At 44.3% G+C, this 17,240-nt stretch carries 17 protein-coding genes and 1 pseudogene; 16 read left to right on the top strand and 2 right to left on the bottom strand.

The genetic code is table 11. The annotated features are described in order from the left end of the window. Positions 1 to 64: 64 nt before the first annotated feature. The 5 genes from ACKKE8_RS16390 (at position 65) to ACKKE8_RS16370 (ending at position 5,946) form a co-directional block, all read left to right on the top strand. The gene (locus ACKKE8_RS16390) at positions 65 to 448 is read left to right on the top strand and encodes a BlaI/MecI/CopY family transcriptional regulator (protein ID WP_142496850.1); all 384 of its coding nucleotides are present in this window, start codon (positions 65 to 67) and stop codon (positions 446 to 448) included. 14 nt (positions 449 to 462) lie between these two features. Then, positions 463 to 2,646, top strand: coding sequence for a M56 family metallopeptidase (locus tag ACKKE8_RS16385; protein ID WP_409174016.1), 2,184 nt, complete (start codon positions 463 to 465; stop codon positions 2,644 to 2,646). Positions 2,647 to 2,826: 180 nt separating this feature from the next. Continuing rightward, the gene (locus ACKKE8_RS16380) at positions 2,827 to 4,737 is read left to right on the top strand and encodes a putative bifunctional diguanylate cyclase/phosphodiesterase (protein WP_409174015.1); all 1,911 of its coding nucleotides are present in this window, start codon (positions 2,827 to 2,829) and stop codon (positions 4,735 to 4,737) included. A gap of 155 nt (positions 4,738 to 4,892) precedes the next feature. Beyond that, positions 4,893 to 5,351 carry a GreA/GreB family elongation factor gene (locus ACKKE8_RS16375; protein ID WP_047068594.1) on the top strand — a complete coding sequence of 153 codons (459 nt, stop codon included), beginning with the start codon at positions 4,893 to 4,895 and terminating at the stop codon, positions 5,349 to 5,351. Positions 5,352 to 5,466: 115 nt separating this feature from the next. Continuing rightward, the gene (locus ACKKE8_RS16370; RefSeq protein WP_409174014.1) at positions 5,467 to 5,946 is read left to right on the top strand and encodes a DUF4265 domain-containing protein; all 480 of its coding nucleotides are present in this window, start codon (positions 5,467 to 5,469) and stop codon (positions 5,944 to 5,946) included. Between the two features lie 107 nt (positions 5,947 to 6,053). Here ACKKE8_RS16370 and ACKKE8_RS16365 read toward each other — a convergent pair whose 3' ends face one another. Continuing rightward, the gene (locus ACKKE8_RS16365; protein ID WP_409174013.1) at positions 6,054 to 6,776 is read right to left on the bottom strand and encodes an EAL domain-containing protein; all 723 of its coding nucleotides are present in this window, start codon (positions 6,774 to 6,776) and stop codon (positions 6,054 to 6,056) included. Positions 6,777 to 7,000: 224 nt separating this feature from the next. Here ACKKE8_RS16365 and ACKKE8_RS16360 point away from each other — a divergent pair, with 224 nt between their 5' ends. The 6 genes from ACKKE8_RS16360 to ACKKE8_RS16335 all read left to right on the top strand — a co-directional run bounded on the left by ACKKE8_RS16360 (position 7,001) and on the right by ACKKE8_RS16335 (position 12,148). Continuing rightward, on the top strand, positions 7,001 to 7,615 hold the full coding sequence (locus tag ACKKE8_RS16360) for a superoxide dismutase (RefSeq protein ID WP_409174012.1): 615 nt from the start codon (positions 7,001 to 7,003) through the stop codon (positions 7,613 to 7,615). A 13-nt stretch (positions 7,616 to 7,628) separates the two neighbouring features. After that, the gene (locus tag ACKKE8_RS16355; protein ID WP_409174011.1) at positions 7,629 to 8,282 is read left to right on the top strand and encodes a helix-turn-helix transcriptional regulator; all 654 of its coding nucleotides are present in this window, start codon (positions 7,629 to 7,631) and stop codon (positions 8,280 to 8,282) included. A gap of 166 nt (positions 8,283 to 8,448) precedes the next feature. Next, a complete protein-coding gene (locus tag ACKKE8_RS16350) occupies positions 8,449 to 9,327 on the top strand; it encodes a hypothetical protein (protein ID WP_409174010.1) in 879 nt (292 codons plus the stop codon). Between the two features lie 97 nt (positions 9,328 to 9,424). Continuing rightward, complete coding sequence (locus tag ACKKE8_RS16345; protein ID WP_409174009.1) at positions 9,425 to 10,210, top strand: CsxC family protein; 786 nt, start codon at positions 9,425 to 9,427, stop codon at positions 10,208 to 10,210. A gap of 294 nt (positions 10,211 to 10,504) precedes the next feature. Beyond that, complete coding sequence (locus ACKKE8_RS16340) at positions 10,505 to 11,704, top strand: MFS transporter (RefSeq protein ID WP_409174008.1); 1,200 nt, start codon at positions 10,505 to 10,507, stop codon at positions 11,702 to 11,704. Positions 11,705 to 11,782: 78 nt separating this feature from the next. Beyond that, entirely contained in the window at positions 11,783 to 12,148 is a 366-nt protein-coding gene (locus ACKKE8_RS16335; protein ID WP_409174007.1) for a MerR family transcriptional regulator, read from the top strand. A gap of 48 nt (positions 12,149 to 12,196) precedes the next feature. Here ACKKE8_RS16335 and ACKKE8_RS16330 read toward each other — a convergent pair whose 3' ends face one another. Beyond that, positions 12,197 to 12,955 carry an SDR family NAD(P)-dependent oxidoreductase gene (locus ACKKE8_RS16330; RefSeq protein ID WP_409174006.1) on the bottom strand — a complete coding sequence of 253 codons (759 nt, stop codon included), beginning with the start codon at positions 12,953 to 12,955 and terminating at the stop codon, positions 12,197 to 12,199. A gap of 149 nt (positions 12,956 to 13,104) precedes the next feature. Between ACKKE8_RS16330 and ACKKE8_RS16325 the strand changes: the two are divergent. From ACKKE8_RS16325 to ACKKE8_RS16305, 5 genes and pseudogenes are all read left to right on the top strand, one after another. After that, a pseudogene (locus tag ACKKE8_RS16325) lies at positions 13,105 to 13,849 on the top strand (nucleotidyltransferase). A 262-nt stretch (positions 13,850 to 14,111) separates the two neighbouring features. Next, a complete protein-coding gene (locus tag ACKKE8_RS16320; protein ID WP_409174005.1) occupies positions 14,112 to 14,396 on the top strand; it encodes a hypothetical protein in 285 nt (94 codons plus the stop codon). Positions 14,397 to 14,433: 37 nt separating this feature from the next. Further along, on the top strand, positions 14,434 to 14,889 hold the full coding sequence (locus tag ACKKE8_RS16315) for a DUF2628 domain-containing protein (protein WP_409174004.1): 456 nt from the start codon (positions 14,434 to 14,436) through the stop codon (positions 14,887 to 14,889). Positions 14,890 to 15,182: 293 nt separating this feature from the next. Further along, complete coding sequence (locus tag ACKKE8_RS16310) at positions 15,183 to 15,824, top strand: hypothetical protein (protein WP_409174003.1); 642 nt, start codon at positions 15,183 to 15,185, stop codon at positions 15,822 to 15,824. A 45-nt stretch (positions 15,825 to 15,869) separates the two neighbouring features. Continuing rightward, positions 15,870 to 16,805 carry a DUF4261 domain-containing protein gene (locus ACKKE8_RS16305; RefSeq protein WP_409174002.1) on the top strand — a complete coding sequence of 312 codons (936 nt, stop codon included), beginning with the start codon at positions 15,870 to 15,872 and terminating at the stop codon, positions 16,803 to 16,805. The last annotated feature ends 435 nt before the right edge of the window (positions 16,806 to 17,240 follow it).

The following is a 17,240-nucleotide window of genomic DNA, read 5'->3' as shown; positions in this document are numbered from 1 at the left end:
TTACAATTGTAATATCTTAACAGAAGTTGAATTTACATTTGTAAATCTAAGAGGTGATGACGTGATGAGCAACATTCCAAAAATTTCGGAGGCCGAGTGGGAAATCATGAAGGTGATCTGGCGAGATCATCCAGCGACAGCGGAGCAAATCATTGAGCGTTTACCAGCCGATATCGAATGGACAGAGCAAACGGTACGCACGTTTTTGAACAGGCTGCTCAAAAAGAAGGCAATCAGCTATGAAAAATCTGGCCGCAGCTACCGATATTTCCCACTCGTCCAAGAAGATGAATGCAAACGGGCGGAAAGCGAATCCTTTTTGAAACGAGTATTTAACGGGGCAGTAGGCACGATGATGACCAATTTTCTCGAAGATGTACAGCTATCCAACGAAGAAATCGACAAGCTGCAAAAAATTTTGACGGAAAAACAAAAGAAAAAGCAATGATGAGGGACCTGTAAATGGAGCTTCTCTGCCAAGTTTTTTTGTGGATGTGCTACGCCTCGCTGGGGGCAAGCCTGGTAGCTATTTTGTTGGTAGCTATTAAAAAAGGGGTTCGCCAAGCGATTAGCTGGCGCATGCACCATTTGTTATGGTTCATCGTTTTGGCACGTCTCCTGATTCCCGTGCTACCTGAGAGTTCTTTTAGCCTCTTCACCTGGATTTCCTGGGCGAGTAACGGGATATCGGTCACCCAGCCGCTCTTTACCTCTATCGAACCAGAAGTGACACAAACGGGACCTCGTGTCATTCCCGCTAATATTGACCTGGTCGAACAAGGAGAGAATGATGGGGTCATGCAAGTCGAAGCTGTCGAGGATGATAAAATGGGCGCTGCATCCACTCATGCTGCCTATATTCAGATTTTGGCGGTAGTGTGGCTTATCGGCGTAGTCATTTTGCTGGCAAGACTATTCGCTTACCTGTATAACATGCACACCAAAGAACGCTTTCTGATGCGAGTGACAGATGAAAGAGTAACGACCATCATGAATGCGTGCAGAGTGAGGTTTGGTGTGAAAAGGCAAATACCTGTCTACACAGGGACACTGGCGAAGGGACCGCTAATCTCTGGGATCTTTTCACCTTGGGTTTATTGTCCACGGGAAGTATACCAATCGTTGTCAGATGCCGAGCTGTATCACGTCTTCGCACATGAGCTCGCTCACCACAAGCGCAAAGATTTGCTGTGGAGCTTCATCGGCTCCATCGCACTCGCAATCCATTGGATGAATCCGCTTGTATGGGTATGGATTCGAAAAATGAAGGCAGATATGGAACTTGCGTGTGATGAATATGTTTTGGAGATTCTGGGGGAGAAAGAAGCGATTCCCTATGGCATGACACTACTTTCATTTGCGAGACAGATTTCAGAGAAAAGACCCATGCCGTATCCGCTCTATTTTCACCATTCTCACCATATAGATCAAATGAAGAGGAGAATTCAAATGATTTCCACGTTCAAAAAAGGCTCCGCAAAGTTGTCAGCTGTAGCCATTGTATGCGGGCTAGTTATTAGTGCAGTCACACTTACAAACGCAGCAGAGCCGTCAACACTTCAGATGCCTGTAAAACAGGATGAAAAAATGCGCCCCTTGTTTGGGGGAACACCCGTCAAGGGGACGAATCGGCTGGAAAAAGCTGAAAAACTTGCTGGTTTTCCTTTCAAAGTTCCGTCTTATTTGCCACGAGAAGTTACCTACCAAAACACCAATATCTATCGCTTCGAGGAATCTGAACCTTCGGATAACGGCGTGGTCCATTATTTCCGAGGTCCCGACGCCAGGCTGCTCAAAATAGAAACGAGCACAGTCGAAAGGACCCAGGAGTCTTTACAAGTGAGATCGGAAGACGGTAGTATCATCTCCACACTCTCAGCAGAAGAAGACCTATCCGCGAATGGAAAAACCGTAAAAGTTATCAAAAGAAAGACAACTTCTGGTGATGGTTCGGTTGATCAAGACCTACTTTATTTCTGGAGTGAAGAAGGTCTCTATTACTTTATCGAAGGATATGGCCTCTTAGAAAATGAGGAGATCGTAAAAATCATTGAATCGTTTCAAGCTCCAAATGAAGAACTGAGAAAAAGGTACGTCAATTACGACCTTCTGAATAACGACATCCTTGATTTAGAGGATCTGGAGTATTTCTCAAAAATGATCGGTTTTGCACCCGTTTTTCCTTTGAATCTGCCTTCCGGTTATAAAGCGACAGAAGCATATGTTAACAAAAAGCTCAATTTTAGTTACCCTGAAAACGAAGAGGATAAACATAAGCGCACCATTCATATCATGTTTAAAAATCCTGATAAACCAAAAACGATTGTGCTGTTTGCCCAAATTAAGGACAAATCCATTGTGGAAAACATGAGAAAAACAAAAAAGATCCCTTTTGAGAGAATAGACGGGGTAAAATTTGAAGTGCCAGTCACCACTTTGAACATCAGTGGACAAGAAGTATTCCGCACAGAGCCGTATAAAATCGATGATACACTGAGTAGCCCAACGGAGAAGGACAACCACACTTATTTTTGGCTAAAAGAAGATGTCTGCTATAAAGTAACGTTCAAAGAAGTGGAAGCGGAGGTGCAACAGCAATTGGTAGCCGCTCTGGTAAAAGAAAAGCCGATTGATCTGAAAAAGTAGCGGGAACATTTAGAGTCTGTACGTAAATCGTGCAGACTCTTTCCTTTTCCCAGAGAGGTAGTATTCATCATTGTCATGGATAAACATGGAGGACAATGTAGAATTATGTCGAACGTATATTTATGAATAAGCATGAGCCTATACGTACGTTGGTTCTATGGAAAAGGAGAATCTATGGAAATGCAGAAGTCATCAAATTCGTCCAAAGAAAACAGCGCTGCATGCTGCCAACCGTCGAATTCGCCCGCAGACGATTCTGCACGGATAGTAATAGAAGGAAACACCGAAGTTATCGCACAAATGAACATGATTAACTTGACGGAAGAGGATTTGCAGTTAATCGCAGCGTTTCGCCCTGTCATTGAGACTGAAATTGAGCAGATTACTTCTTCTTTTTATGAATCGATTCTCCATGTGGACTCTTTGAAACAAATCGTGATAGAGCACACAACTGTTGAACGTTTACGTCAAACCTTAAAGAATCATTTAATCGAAATGTTTGACGGCCGGATCGATCCTGCCTTCATTGAAAAACGATTGAAGATTGCGATGGTTCATCGAAAAATCGGGCTTGCTCCCAAGTGGTACATGGGTTCGTTTCAAAACCTGTTAGGCACACTCATGCGAATCATAGATGATCGGAAAGAAGTTTATCCTGACTCGAAAAAAATGGCACAAGCCATTACGAAACTGCTCAGCTTTGAGCAGCAATTGGTCCTGGAGGCTTATGAAGACCAGACACGTATGCTGGAGCAGCGCGCCAAGTCGATGATGGAATATCAGGCGTTTCACGATGAATTAACCGGCTTGCCGAACAGAAGGAAGCTCCATCAAGCCTTGCAGGAGGCGATTGTTAGCAATAGCGAACAGGGTACGCGATTTGCGGTGCTCGTACTGGACATCGATCGTTTTAAAATGATCAATGACTCTCTGGGCCATACGTACGGGGATCGTTTTTTGCAAGAAGTGAGCGATCGGATCAAAAAAAGTGCGGAAGGATTCGATGTGACGATTGCCCGTATGGGTGGTGATGAGTTCACGCTGATTTGCCAAAATGTTGAAGGCGATCACAAGTTTTCGACGTTGGCTGATCGGGTGGTCAAGGAAATCGAGATCCCTTATCTCTTGCAAGGAAAAGATTATTATGTCTCGGCGAGTATTGGCGTAGCCGTGTATCCCGATCACGGATGCAGTGAGGAGCAATTGCTCAAAAATGCTGATGCTGCTATGTACGAAGTGAAGAAAAACGGGAAAAACGGATTTCAGTTTTTTACCAATGAGCTCGATGACCAAGTGTTGATGCGTATCGAACTGGAGAGGGATTTGAGAAAAGCGGTAAAGAATGACGAGCTGGTTTTGTACTACCAGCCACAGGTTCAAACGGGGATCAATCAGCTCATTGGCGTGGAGGCACTTGTTCGGTGGAATCATCCGATAAAAGGAATCCTGTCACCCGGTGTGTTCATCCCGATCGCGGAAGAAACGGGCTTGATCTTTGAGATTGGCACGTGGACATTGAAGGAAGCATGCAAGCAAATGAAGAAATGGCATGATGCGGGGGGACCCTTGATTCCCGTTTCAGTCAATCTGTCCTCTCGTCAGTTCCACCAACCCAATCTCGTAGGCTACATCCGAGAAATCCTGGTAGAGAGCGGACTCGAACCGCAGTACTTGGAATTGGAAATCACGGAAAGCATGATGATGGACCCAGAACTTTCCACAGAAATTTTAAAAGAATTGAATGAATATGGTGTAAAAATTAGCCTGGACGACTTCGGAACGGGCTACAGCTCGCTCAGCTACCTCAAGCTGCTGCCCATTCACAAGCTAAAAATCGATCGTTCATTCATTTCGGATATTACGATGAATCCGAGTGATCAGGCTATTGTCGCAACGATCATTTCCATGGCGAAGCATTTAAACATGAATGTCATTGCGGAAGGGATCGAGACGCAGGGACAGTTAGACTTTCTCACGGAGAATGCCTGCAAGGAAATCCAAGGGTATTACTTTAGCCGCCCATTACCTGCAACGGAAGTGGAGGAAGCATTCTTTATGCCAGTGCGCGAGCGTTTTGATCATCCTCTGTAAAGCATTTCGAAACAGTCGATGGAATCATTTTGAAATTATTGATACAATGATGAGAGTCCCTTCGGGGGCTATTTTTTTAAGGAGGGTTTTTCCGATGAAGAACATTACGTTCATCAAACATGTCTATGAAAAGCAACTGGGGGGTGAAATCTACTATGAACCCTAGTATTTTGAATGGCACCAGAAATCATCTGATCAACCAGCTTGTCTTTTTTGACGAGCAATATTCACTCTTTTACGATCAATATGTACGGAACTATGGAAAAGAAAAACAAGCCATCGATGAGATTGTCGAGCGTTACAAGCAAACACTTGAAAGCCTTTTGGCCAAAGAAGACAGTGCACTCTTTCAATCGCTTAAAGCAATTACTTTATTAGGCAGCAGTGTAAAAGTGCTATTTGAAGAAGATCAATTTGAGGAGTCATTTACTGTGGTTTATCCCACAGACATTGACCCGGATAACAACAGAATTTCATTCTTATCGCCCATAGGCAGGCAACTGCTGCTAGCGGCTCCACACGATTCTGTTGTGCTGGAAAGTCCGGTAGGCAGGCAGCAGGTGCAGGTACGGGAGATAAGCTTTACATATATGGGGGGATTCTCGTCACCTTAGAAATCTACCCATCGCATCGAGCATATGAGAAGACACTAACAAGAGGTTAGTGTCTTTTTTTTGCCAATTCTAGTAAAATGCAAGAAAAGCAAAAGAGATAGGTGTGGAGCATCGTATGGAAGATAAATTAACATTGATTAAGGTTTTTGCTGGCACAAGTTCACAGGGAACAGTTTTAGAAGAGCTTCCTGCAGAAGACCTAAGCGATCAAAAATTCAAATTACGTGCATCTCCAGGGCTAGCACTAGGCCTTGCGAAAGGAGATACAATAAAACTCCATCCCAACGGAGATTTTGAATTAATAAAGCATGGTGGAAATTTCTGTATTCAAATTTACAAAGAGCAGCCTATCAAAGAAAAGATAGAAGCAGTTGAATCTATAGTCAAAAGAGAACTTTCAGGCTCTCTAGATGGATTTCATAATGGTTCACTCGCGTTTACTGCTCCAATCAGTAACGGATTTGATGCAACCAATCATACGTTCAATAAAATTAGAGACGTACTAGAAGCAGAGTACTATTACTCTAATATTTACAAGAATCCATATAATTTTGAAGATCAAGAGTTAGTTAGTTGGGCTAGAGATCTGGATTAATCGTGAAGCTTATCAACGTGAAGGCTACAACTATGTGGCTTATGCACTGAACGCTTCCATGGAGCCAGTAGAAAAATAGTCAGACACGAGAGACGATGAGAAAGTTATCATCGTCTTTTTTGTGTGGCTTGAAGTGGTTCTGGGTACCCCAACAAAAACCCTTGACCAACAGGTACCCCAAGTGCCAAAGCGACAGATAAGTCTTCCGGCTCCTCGATTCCTTCCAGAACAAGCTGAGTCTGATCTTGGCAGTATTGGACAAAAAGCGAGACGAGCTTTTGCTTTTTCGGCATGGAGGACAATTGCTTGCCGAAGTACCTATCGAGCTTAACGATATCTGGTTCATACTCCACGATCTTTTTTAATGACGCGGCACCCGAGCCGACATCATCTAATGCGATCAGGAATCCATGCTGACGGAGCTCACGTATTTTTTGCCCCAACAATCTTATCTCCCACATCTTGTCTTCTTCATTGGCCTCGTTGATTTCCAAGACAATTCGACTATTCCACGATCCGTATAAACTCTCGGTAATAAACGATAGGAAAGCAGGGTTCAACAACGTAGAAGGAAACACATTGATGAACAAGAGCGGGACATAATCGTGAAAAGTCACACTTGTAAAGTATGATTCAATTGCTTTTTTCATCGACAACGTATCCAATTCATATAAGTGTCCCTCTGACCGAGCCTTTCGAAAAAGAAAGTCTGGCGAGTGGTGTGTAGAGGAGCGAAGTAGTGCTTCGTACCCGAAAAACTGTCCTGTCGCCAGTTGCACCAGGGGCTGAAAAACAGGATATAGCGGTTCCTTTGCCAATACGACGTTCATGGAATCATATTCCTTCCTCTACCAAAGATTTGACTTGAAGAAAAATTGTTTCCTTCAGGAAAGATAAGTTGTCGATATTTTACAACATAGCGGTGTTGTTTGCAATGCAAGCTTCATACGCAATCAAGTTTTGCATTAAGGAAACAAAATTGGATGTGTACAAAATATTTTTCATCTTGTAAACTAGGCTTGTAACCGACAATCAAGATTGGAGGAAATAGGAAATGGAAGCCTTTACGCTACCGGAACTGCCATATCGCTATGATGAGTTGGAGCCTTACCTGGATGCGAGAACGATGGAAATTCATCACGGAAAGCATCATGCAACGTATGTGGCCAACTTAAACAAGGCTCTAGAAAACTACTCGCAGTTCAGGAATGCATCAGTAGAAGAACTAATCAGTAACTTGGAGGATATCCCGGAAGACATTCGCATGGCAGTTCGAAATCATGGAGGCGGGCATTATGGACACAGCTTGTATTGGTCGATCATGAGTCCGACTGGCGGCGGGAAACCAACAGGGGATATTGCGAAAGGAATCGACAAGTATTTCGGAAGTTTTGAGGAAATGAAGGATGAATTGACAAAAGCAGCTGTCAGTCGTTTCGGATCAGGATGGGGATGGCTCGTCGTCAACGGAGACAGGTTGGAAGTGACGAGCACGCCCAATCAGGATACTCCTTTTATGGAGAAGAAAACGCCCGTATTGGTCGTAGATGTGTGGGAGCATGCTTATTACTTGCAATACCAAAATAAACGCCCTGATTTTGTCTCGTCGTGGTGGAATGTGGTCAACTGGGAGGAAGTCAATCGTTTGTATAACGAAGCAATACGCTAAAGCAGGTCCATCGATGAACAGACAAGCGGTCTATTTTCAAGAACAGGAAAAACGTCGAGAAATTTTAGTGTTGCTGAAGAAGCGCCGTTCGGTCGATGTCCAGGAACTTTCAAAGCGTCTCGGCATAACCAAAGTCGCGGTGCGTAAGCATTTAGATGTTTTGCATAGGGAACGGTATATCGAATCTCGACTCGTTCGCCAACGAACAGGCAGACCAGCCTATGTGTATCATCTAACGAATACTGCTGAACAATTATTTCCGCGTCACTACAGCGATTTGGCTACAGAGATGGTGGCGGGGATTCAGGAGTTGTATGGGGAAGCTTTCGTCGATCAATTATTTGAGAAGCGGAAGGCACGGATGTTACAAAACTATCGAGAGGTAATGAAAGGTCAAGGCTTTGACCAGCGAGTGAAAACGTTGGCGAGCATACAAAATGAAGAAGGATACATGCCTCACTTGGAAAAAATCAAAGATGGTTTGTATACGCTTGAAGAAGCAAATTGTCCTCTTCTCCAAGTCGCCATTCGCTATCGCCAAGCATGTAAATGCGAGCTCTCCTTGTTTGAGTCGCTAGTAGACGCGCATGTAGAACGTACTTCGTGTATGACGGAAGGACAAGTGAAATGCCGTTACCTGATAAAAGAAAAGCTCAGCAATGAATAATCGTAGTGAGCAAGACATCCATTACAAGGGCGGATGTCTTTTTCTCGGTTTTTTCGGGAAAGGGTTGTTCTTTTTTTGTCAGGGGAAGACGAATTGTTTAGCGAAAGGGCAAGTGTCTATACAACCAGACGGGCGATCACGTATGGATAAAGGGAGGAGTATTTTGATGGAGGGGAGTGAGGAAATGCCGAATGACAAGAAAAATCCTAAGAATAGAAGACCAATTCTAAACCATCGAGGGTCCTTGAAAAAGTCGAGTGCATCACTCCCGCTCCTCTTTGTCTCACCAAAGGAACAGATGCAGCCTCAAGAAGGTGCCATGGATAAGCAGAAAATGTATCGCTCCAAGAAAGCTAAGGGCAAAAGAAATCATGCGAGACGGCCTCCTGCCAACCAGATAGCTACCGAACACGTCTCTCCTCATTCCACTCCCACTCCCACCCCTATGGATACCAAGGATCTTCCGCAAGAAAACAACAGGGCCCAGGAAGAACTGATTCAAGCAAAAGTAGTATACGTTGAACGAACGGGTCAATCGTTCATGCAGGTTGCTTTCCTGGAAGAAATCTGGGACGTAGAGTGGGTCCATTCCTTACGCGTGCCCTGGAAGCTTGATTGGAAAGAGGTGGAATGTCAAAGTAAGATCGATGTCCAGCACGTTCGCCACGATGATAGCAAAAAGCTTATCTGGGTATCTGGTGAGTTGGAAATCAAGGGTTTGGGGGTCACTGTCCATTCGGAAAAATTAGAGCACGAAACGATTCGCATTCCATTTAACTCGACAGTATTACGAGCCTCCTTACCGAAAGCAAACGTAGGAACAAGCGCAATTCTCCTCACAGCACCAGCTTGTCCGACGAATAGATGGGTAGAGACGGGAGAATGGCAAATCAACCTTATGGCAGATCCGCTCACTCATTCGCAATCAGAATGGAAGGAGTTCAGCGGCTTGGCAACCATTAGCGGTCGTGTATGGTGGTATCGGAAGCAGCTGGTTCCCGTTCCGCCTCCATACATAGCGAAAAAGGTAAACAGTCTTTTCTAGAAAAAAGGGCAGATAACGCTTGGCATCAGCCAAATCCATATTGAATCTAGTCCATATAATATAAAGAGAGTAGGTGTTTGAAAAGGAGAGTGTAATAATGGGTATACATGGCGATGGCTGTAAATGTGGCCAAACTCAAGTAACGCAAAATAGCTGCACGGTGGAAAACGCCCGTGTGTTCGGAATGGCTTCAACCGAAACCATTTTTCCTAAAACCATTAAAGTACCTGTAACGTTGGCAGAAACCGCTGTTGTCGTATGTGTGGAGGCGAATGTCCATTTAGAGAGGCCTGCACTAGAGATCATTCGGGTATTAAAGAGTGTCATTTTGGAGCAATGTGAGCTGGTTCCTACATTCAACCCGTTGTCTGCAAAATTGTTCGTCAGTGGTTTTATTCGCAAAAATATCGAGTACACCACAGTTGATCAAGTTACGGGAACAGCTGTATGTGGTGATGTACGGCATACAACGGCGCTGATACCATTCGATTTCTGTACAGATCTTACTTTTCCGGCTACAGGACCGACTTTGCAACTGGCACCAGATTTCGAGTCACACGGAGAATATTTGAATAAATCGGGTCATGCGGCAAAGGTTAACGTAGGTTTGTTCGGCAACCGAAAAATTTACAACGAGAGGCCGTATTGTGAGCTGGTATTCACGGAATTCACCGAATTAGACATCGGTTTGGAAAGTAAGCGGTGCAAAGACACAACCAAAACATTCTCAACCGTCCGTGAAAAAATCGTCCTGCGTCTTGGTCTGAAGGTTTTGCAGGATCAACAAGTTCCTATTCCAACGGCACCACCACCGACACATCCTCCAAAACCGACATTTCCGCCACCTTGCAAACCGATATGTCCACCTAAGAAAAAATGGTAGTACAGCTGTAGGAAAAGAAACATAGAAGAAGGGCAGATGAGACTTCCGGTAGCGTTAGTGCATGCTTACTGGTAGTCTCATTTTGTAACATAATTTGGTATGATGCAAAAAGAAATGTTTATATGGCCCAAATTAAACCGTTACTTGAAAAATATCCAGTTGATTTTTCCAGTTGAAGCGACAAACAAAATCCGTTTCGGGGCATAAACTCTCCGTTCCTAGGTAGTAGCGATCACGCATTTCTTTTACGATTTTTATTAAAAAGCGTGCGCTTTGGAAGGAGAAGGATGTGCGATGTTTCGAATCCGTTTTAGTATATTTTTGAGTGTATTTGTTGCGATGGTGGGGTTGATGATTATTGCCCCCGTAATGCCGCCGCTTATACGTGAATTAGGCCTCAGTGAAATTCACTCTGGCATCATTATTTCTCTCGGCTCTATTGCAATGGCGGTGATGGCACCTGTCTGGGGGCGGTTAAGCGATCTCAAAGGAAGGAAAGCGGTCATTGTCATTGGTTTCCTCGGAATGTTTGTGAGTTATGTCCTGTTCACAGCGACCATGTACGCAGGATTATCGCAGGTAATAAGTGGCGGGCTTCTCGTTGTATTGCTCATTGTGGCACGCGGATTGATCGGTATGTTTATCCCAGCGGTTCCCTCTGCAGCGCAGGCGTATATAGCGGATATCACGAGCGAAAATGGTAGAGCGGCAGGAATGGCCTTAATCGGTGCAGCCAATGGGATGGGTCTTGTTCTAGGTCCAGCGATTGCGGCAGCCTTTGCACTGATTGGTTTGATTTGGCCGTTATACATTGGTGCACTGTTGCCGCTTGTCGCATTAGGCATCGTGTGCTTCTTGATTCCAGCTCAAAAACCCATTATTCACGAGAAAGCTCCCAAAGTGAATCCGTTTCAAAAAGGTCTCCCCTTATATTTGTTTGCCGGATTGGCAACGATGCTCAGCATTATCACCTTACAAGTCGTTGGAGGGTTTTATTTCCAGGATCAGTTGTCTTTGACAACAAAGGAAACCGCCAGAATGATTTCAGTAGGCCTTATGATTTCTGGTGTAGCGATGATTGTTACACAAGGACTGCAAATGAAAAATCCAAAATGGCAACCAAGATCGCTCATTCTTTTTGGGGCAGTGCTCTTAATCATCAGCTTGTGTCTCTTTCTTTTCTTCATCAATGTGATCGTCTATTACGTGGCATTTTTCTTGTTTGGTGTTGGAGCTGGGCTTATGATGCCAGGATTTATGGCAGGGGCTTCCCTTGCCGTTGCTCGTGAACAGCAAGGAGGCGTAGCGGGACTTGTGGCATCGGTCCAAGGAATATCCGCTGTCATCGCACCGATTCTCAGCACAAGCCTTTACCAGCTGAATAAGTATCTGCCTTTTGCCGTAGTAGCATTATTCGTGATGCTGATGGGCGCGACATTGCTTTTCGTCAAAAGAAGGTCAAAAAACAACGAAAAGACAAGCATAGATTCGTAATCAATAACGATATGGATACCCTGACATTTTGGCATATAATTGGGATAGCATTCTCATACGAGGAGGGTCCTTTGCTGCGTGAAAATAAGCGAATTATCCCAATTAACCAATGTCAGTACCCGGTCGATTCGCCACTATGAAGAAAAGGGCTTGCTACAGGCAGAACGACTGGAAAATGATTACCGCAATTTCAATGAATCGGCAGTCAAGCGCGTCAAGATGATTCAACTGTACTTGAAGCTGGGGTTAACAGCGGATGAAATCAGAACGTTGTTCAGAGGGGAAGTGGCATCTCCCGACGATTACGAATATTGCGAGGAAATGCTGTCGATTTACGAAGAAAAGCTCAGCAAAGTGAACGAACAGATTGAGGCACTCCAAGAGTGGAAGAAAACGCTGGAAAGGCAAATTTCCATTACCCGTGGAAAAAAGGTTACGAATTAATTCATAGGCACGGCCCCGAAGCGATCAGCTGCTTCGGGGCCGTTTTTTTTACAAAGAATGTAAGCTTTGTCCGATTCCACCATCCACAGTTAGTCTCGCACCAGTCGTAAAGGTAGCGTCAAAGGCGAGGAAAAGCACTGCTTTCGCCACTTCTTCTGATGAACCATGACGTTTCATTGGTGTAACCTTATCGCCAAGCTCCTGGAAGGTAGCTCGTTCTGCATCCGTGAAACTGGCAACTCCCATGGAAGGCGTATCAATGAAGCCGGGACTCACGACATTGACGCGAATCCCCTTGTCCAGCAGCTCTACCGCAAACCCGGAGGCCAAGGAACGCAATGCCGCTTTGGATGCACTGTATACGCTCATGCCGGGGTAGCCGCCTTCATCTGCTACGGAAGATGTAAATACAATCGAACCGCCTTCATGAATAAGCGGCGCCAAGCGCTGGACGGTGAAAAATGCCCCTTTCGTATTTACCTCAAAAATCTGATCGTAAGTCTCCTCAGTGACTTCCAAAAAAGGCTCCAGAATGGAAGTGCCTGCATTCACATGGAGAAAATCGATCTTGCCAAAATACTTTCCAACATAGTCTCCGAATGCTTGCACATCCTTCATGCTCGATACATCAGACACTACAACATGTGCCCGTTCGCCCAGCTCACGTTTTGCTTCTTCCGCATTTTTCGGATTGCGGCCAGAGACGATGACCTCCGCGCCGCCTGCCAGCAATGCTTTTGCCACGGCCAAGCCCATACCATGTGTACCTCCAGTTACGACTGCTTTTTTCCCTGTATAGTTTTTCATTTCTGTTCCTCCCTGAGTGAATGAGTTATCTTTCTGAACGTAGTCTAAACGTTCACGCTAATGTGAAAGTCAAGGGCTCTCCAAAAATTAGGCAGACGGTATACCGAAAGAAAAAACTGTTGTAAAATTTTTGAAAAGGAGTGTGTGGAATGTTAAAACAGAAGCAGATTATCGAAGCGGTTCAAGAAGCTTGTAAGCAAGATACCCAAGTCACATCATGCATGATGTACGGCTCCTTTACGAAGGGAGAGGGAGATCAATACTCGGATGTTGAGTTTTATATTTTTATCGACGATCCTTCATTTGGGACATTTCAATCCAAACAATGGGTTGCCAACATCGCTCCGTACGATTTGATGTTTTTCAATGAATACGGAACCGAAGTCGTGATTTTTTAAGCCGACGGGAGTTTTCCCTGATACAAACTCCATGTTTATTTTCGACAACACAGGGATGCTGAGAGAATATCTGGATTATTTAGGGGGCAAAGGCCCAGAGAGAATGACAGATGAAAATGTTTCCTTTGCTTTCCATAACTTTGTTAACGCTTGGTTGTTGGGCATAAACGTGTTGCGGAGAGGAGAACTCGCACGATCTTTAGAGGTGTTAGCCTATGTTCAAAAGTATATGTTGCAGCTCCTTAGAATTAATGAGCAGAATGTAGAGCGGTGGCTAAACAGCACGAAGAATTTGGAGAGAGACTTGAGTCCAGAAGCTTACAAGGAATATGCATTGATCACAGCAAGGTTACGGAAAGACGAGTTGGAACAAGCCTATACACATGCGCTGCTGCTGGCGGACAAATTGAGGAAACAATTGGAGCCTCACTATGCTTTTGATGTGGATGAGAAAATGATCGGCAAGCTTCGAGACTATTTGAGTCAAAACGAATAATAGAGGATGCTCGAGAAAGAAAGTGAAATTTGGAGTGTGTATGTAAAAATCAAGGTTTATACGGAAACATATTGGATAAAAGACACTAGAGTCGTTCTACTAGTGTCTTTTTGTCTGGTTATCTAACGCAAGCAACTGTCCTTTGAGGGATAAAATATACAAAATCGGGTTCGGTGTCGAATAGGTTGGTTATTTTTGGTATAATTCAATGGCATTGAAGCTTTGGGGTTGAATCCGACATAAATGGAAGTGACTGTATTACATGATCAATCTGGGGCAATATCCTCATAGCAAAGAGAGTCTTTGTCAACTACTTGAACAATCAAGAACGAGAATACTCTCCCATGAAGAAGTCGCAAAGTGGTGTTGGCTGTTTTGGTCAAGATGGAGATCAGATGAAGACGATTTATTTACAAAAACAGATGAGATGGCAATCGATATCGTGATGGAGATTGGAGAATTTTGGGTAAATAAACCACGGTATGGTGTCCAACCAATCATTTTCGGGAATGAACAGATAGATATGTGGATTGGCAGATTACAATAATCGGTTAGAAAAGCACGATAGATTTGGAGGGGAATACTTGGACACTCAACTAACGCTAAATTTTTTATCTGCTTATGTCCACCACCATAAGTACTATCTGGATGTGTGGCGTACAAAAGGGTTCTCATGGAATTGGGGAGCTGCACTTTTTGGAGAAGCATGGTTTGCCTTCCGAAAGATGTATCTGTTTGCAACCATTATTTATTCTGTGAATCTATGTGTAGGTTTACTATTGGGGTTAGTTGGACTTGATGATGCTACTTTTTATGAAATATACATTGTCTTCGCAATTACTCAACGAGTGCTTTTCGCATTAACAGCCAATTTTTTGTACTATGTTTCGGCAGTGCAAACAATTAAAAAAGCTCACAGTAAACATACAACGCTTGATCTAGAAGAGACAAAGAAGCTGGGTGGGACTAGTGTCCGGGCTGTTATTGTGGTGGTGCTGGTGAATTTGTGTTTTAGTCTGCTGGATCGATTCTTAGCATAGTGAAAAAGTACAATAGCTCGCTTTCAAGGTTTATATATTTGCGAGAAATGCAACTATCTACTAAATGCCACCTTTTTGCAAATGGAGTCAGATACCGATACATATAAGAACAGCTATGATTGTCACCGATGTTCAGAGAAAATGCCTTCTATGCCTATCGATGAGGAGCTTGATCACGGTCTTGCGTTAGTTTGTCCAGATTGTGGCAAGGAAAAGCTGTCCGTGGAGTGTTTTTTGCATTGGGATTACAGATGGGTTATTACAATATCTGAAAACCTAAAGGAGAATCCAACATGAGCATTTGGCCTAAGCCTTTCTTGGAGCCCGACGCATTAAAACAGCACATGCTAATTCTAAGCGCACTTGATATCGTATTGTGTCAAGAGGAGTGGCTGCGCAGATATCAGTTCGATCCAGAATGGGATGAAAATACAACATTCGCGAGCGTTAGCAACGGTTCAGGCGACGATCTTTACATTCTATTCACCACCGAGGGCGTTATTGTTAAAGGATTCGATCATGAATCGGAAATGAGTCCACATGCCAGGGAAGAATACGAGGTTTGGCCTGGCATCTATGAGCAAGTCCCTCCCGCTTTGCTTCATCGACTCGATGACGAAGCGTTTACCAAGGAGGACGTTACATTTTGCTTATGGCGAGAATCTACTGATCACGTGTGGAAAACGGGAGACATACATAATCCGCAAGGGCTGGATGATGGATCAGATTTTTTGCTTGGGATGATATATGATATTCCAGAAGACTATGTAGAGTGGGCAGAGGCCTATTACGAGGTGAAGGTCCCGCTTGATGTAGTTGGTTATACGTTTTCAAATACTGCCATTACCGAAGAAATGATTACGGAGCTGAATCCGGAAATTGATCTGGAAATCGCGATCAAGGAGCTTCAAGCGATCGGATTTACAGTTACGTAAAGTACGCCCTGATTCAGAAAAATACAATGGAAAGAAGATGACGATATGCCAAAAGGTATGTATTCTCAAGGACTTGCCGTACTGCTGTCAACGGCGGTTCCGATTCACAAAATAGCAGACATGCTCAAGGATCAATTCGAAATTGCCAGCATCAAGGAAACGTTCGACCAATGGGTGTTCAGCGGCCCTAGCTTGCTTATTCCGTATCGTCCAGAAGTAAACGGGTATATCCAGGTCGATGTCGTCGATAAGCCTTGGCCGGATAGTATGGGAGACCCGGCAGAAGACACAATGCTGTTTGGCGCTTGGTCGATGGGCTTTTTCGGACCGTTTACGTTCTCGAATAGCCTGGAGCGGGCAGTTCAGCAATCGTGGGGATATCCCGAAGGGGGGCAAGCCGCATCCGAGCACAAAGCGTTTATCCGTATTCGCTCTTCTTTCGTGTTGGGGGAGTCAAACGATCAGGCTCCTGTACTGCCTGAGGATTATGAAGCGCTCCCGGAGTTGATTACTGTCACTGCTATTGCTGAGTCGCTGTTGAAAATGCCGGAATCCCTTTGCTTTTTTAATCCGAATGGGGAATGCCTCGCGTCTGCTGAGCTGATGCAAGAGCTGAATCTGCGATATGAGCAAATACAGCTCCTTCCGCTAGAGCTGTGGTCCAATGTCCGGTTGTTCAATCTTCCGGAAGGATGGATCTTGATGGATACCGTCGGCATGCAGCAGTTGGATGTGATCGATCATGAGGCGGTATTTAATGGGGATGCCTACGATCCGAATGAGGTCGCGAGTTTTCTGCGTAATATATCGAACTATGTATACGAGAATGGTCCTGTTATCAATGACGGCGATACAACCGACGGGCCGGGTGATGAAATTTGGAAGTGTGTCTTGTTAGAGGAAGGGTTGGCAAGCCCTCCGCGTGATGTACTTCGCTGGTATCCGTTGGATGGAAGGGAAAAACCTGCGGGATTGGAATAAATGAAGGCGAAGAGTGAAGGACATGGTCCGATCACTCTTTTTTTATTCCTATAAAATCGAAAGATAGCGACTGGAAGTAAAATTCGCGGAAGCGGTGTTGTCGGAGACTAGTGAGCAACCAGAATCGGTGCGAAAATGGCTCAACACGCCAACCAAAGTTCGTGTGATTGGACCTTACTACGATCCCGAGAAAGACGCTACCTTTTTTATGGAAGGTGCTCTCGCTGATTTGTTTGACGTTTATCATTCACACGCGGAAAATTACCCCCGCTCAGATGTTGGAATAGTGAAAGGTTTAGATTATTTACGTACATTAAATTCACATATCGGTTTTTTGTTCGTGTTTAATGGCGGTATCTTGCATTTTGTTAAAAAATTCTCGGGGGTAATACTTTTAGCAAGATTGTGTCCCCTTCTCAAAACCGAACGATAAGT

Origin of the sequence: Brevibacillus fortis (assembly GCF_046196545.1) — a bacterium.
GTDB classification, from domain to species: Bacteria; Bacillota; Bacilli; order Brevibacillales; family Brevibacillaceae; genus Brevibacillus; species Brevibacillus fortis_A.
Note: the sequence above shows the minus strand (reverse complement) of the source record. Positions and strands in the feature narration are given on the sequence as shown.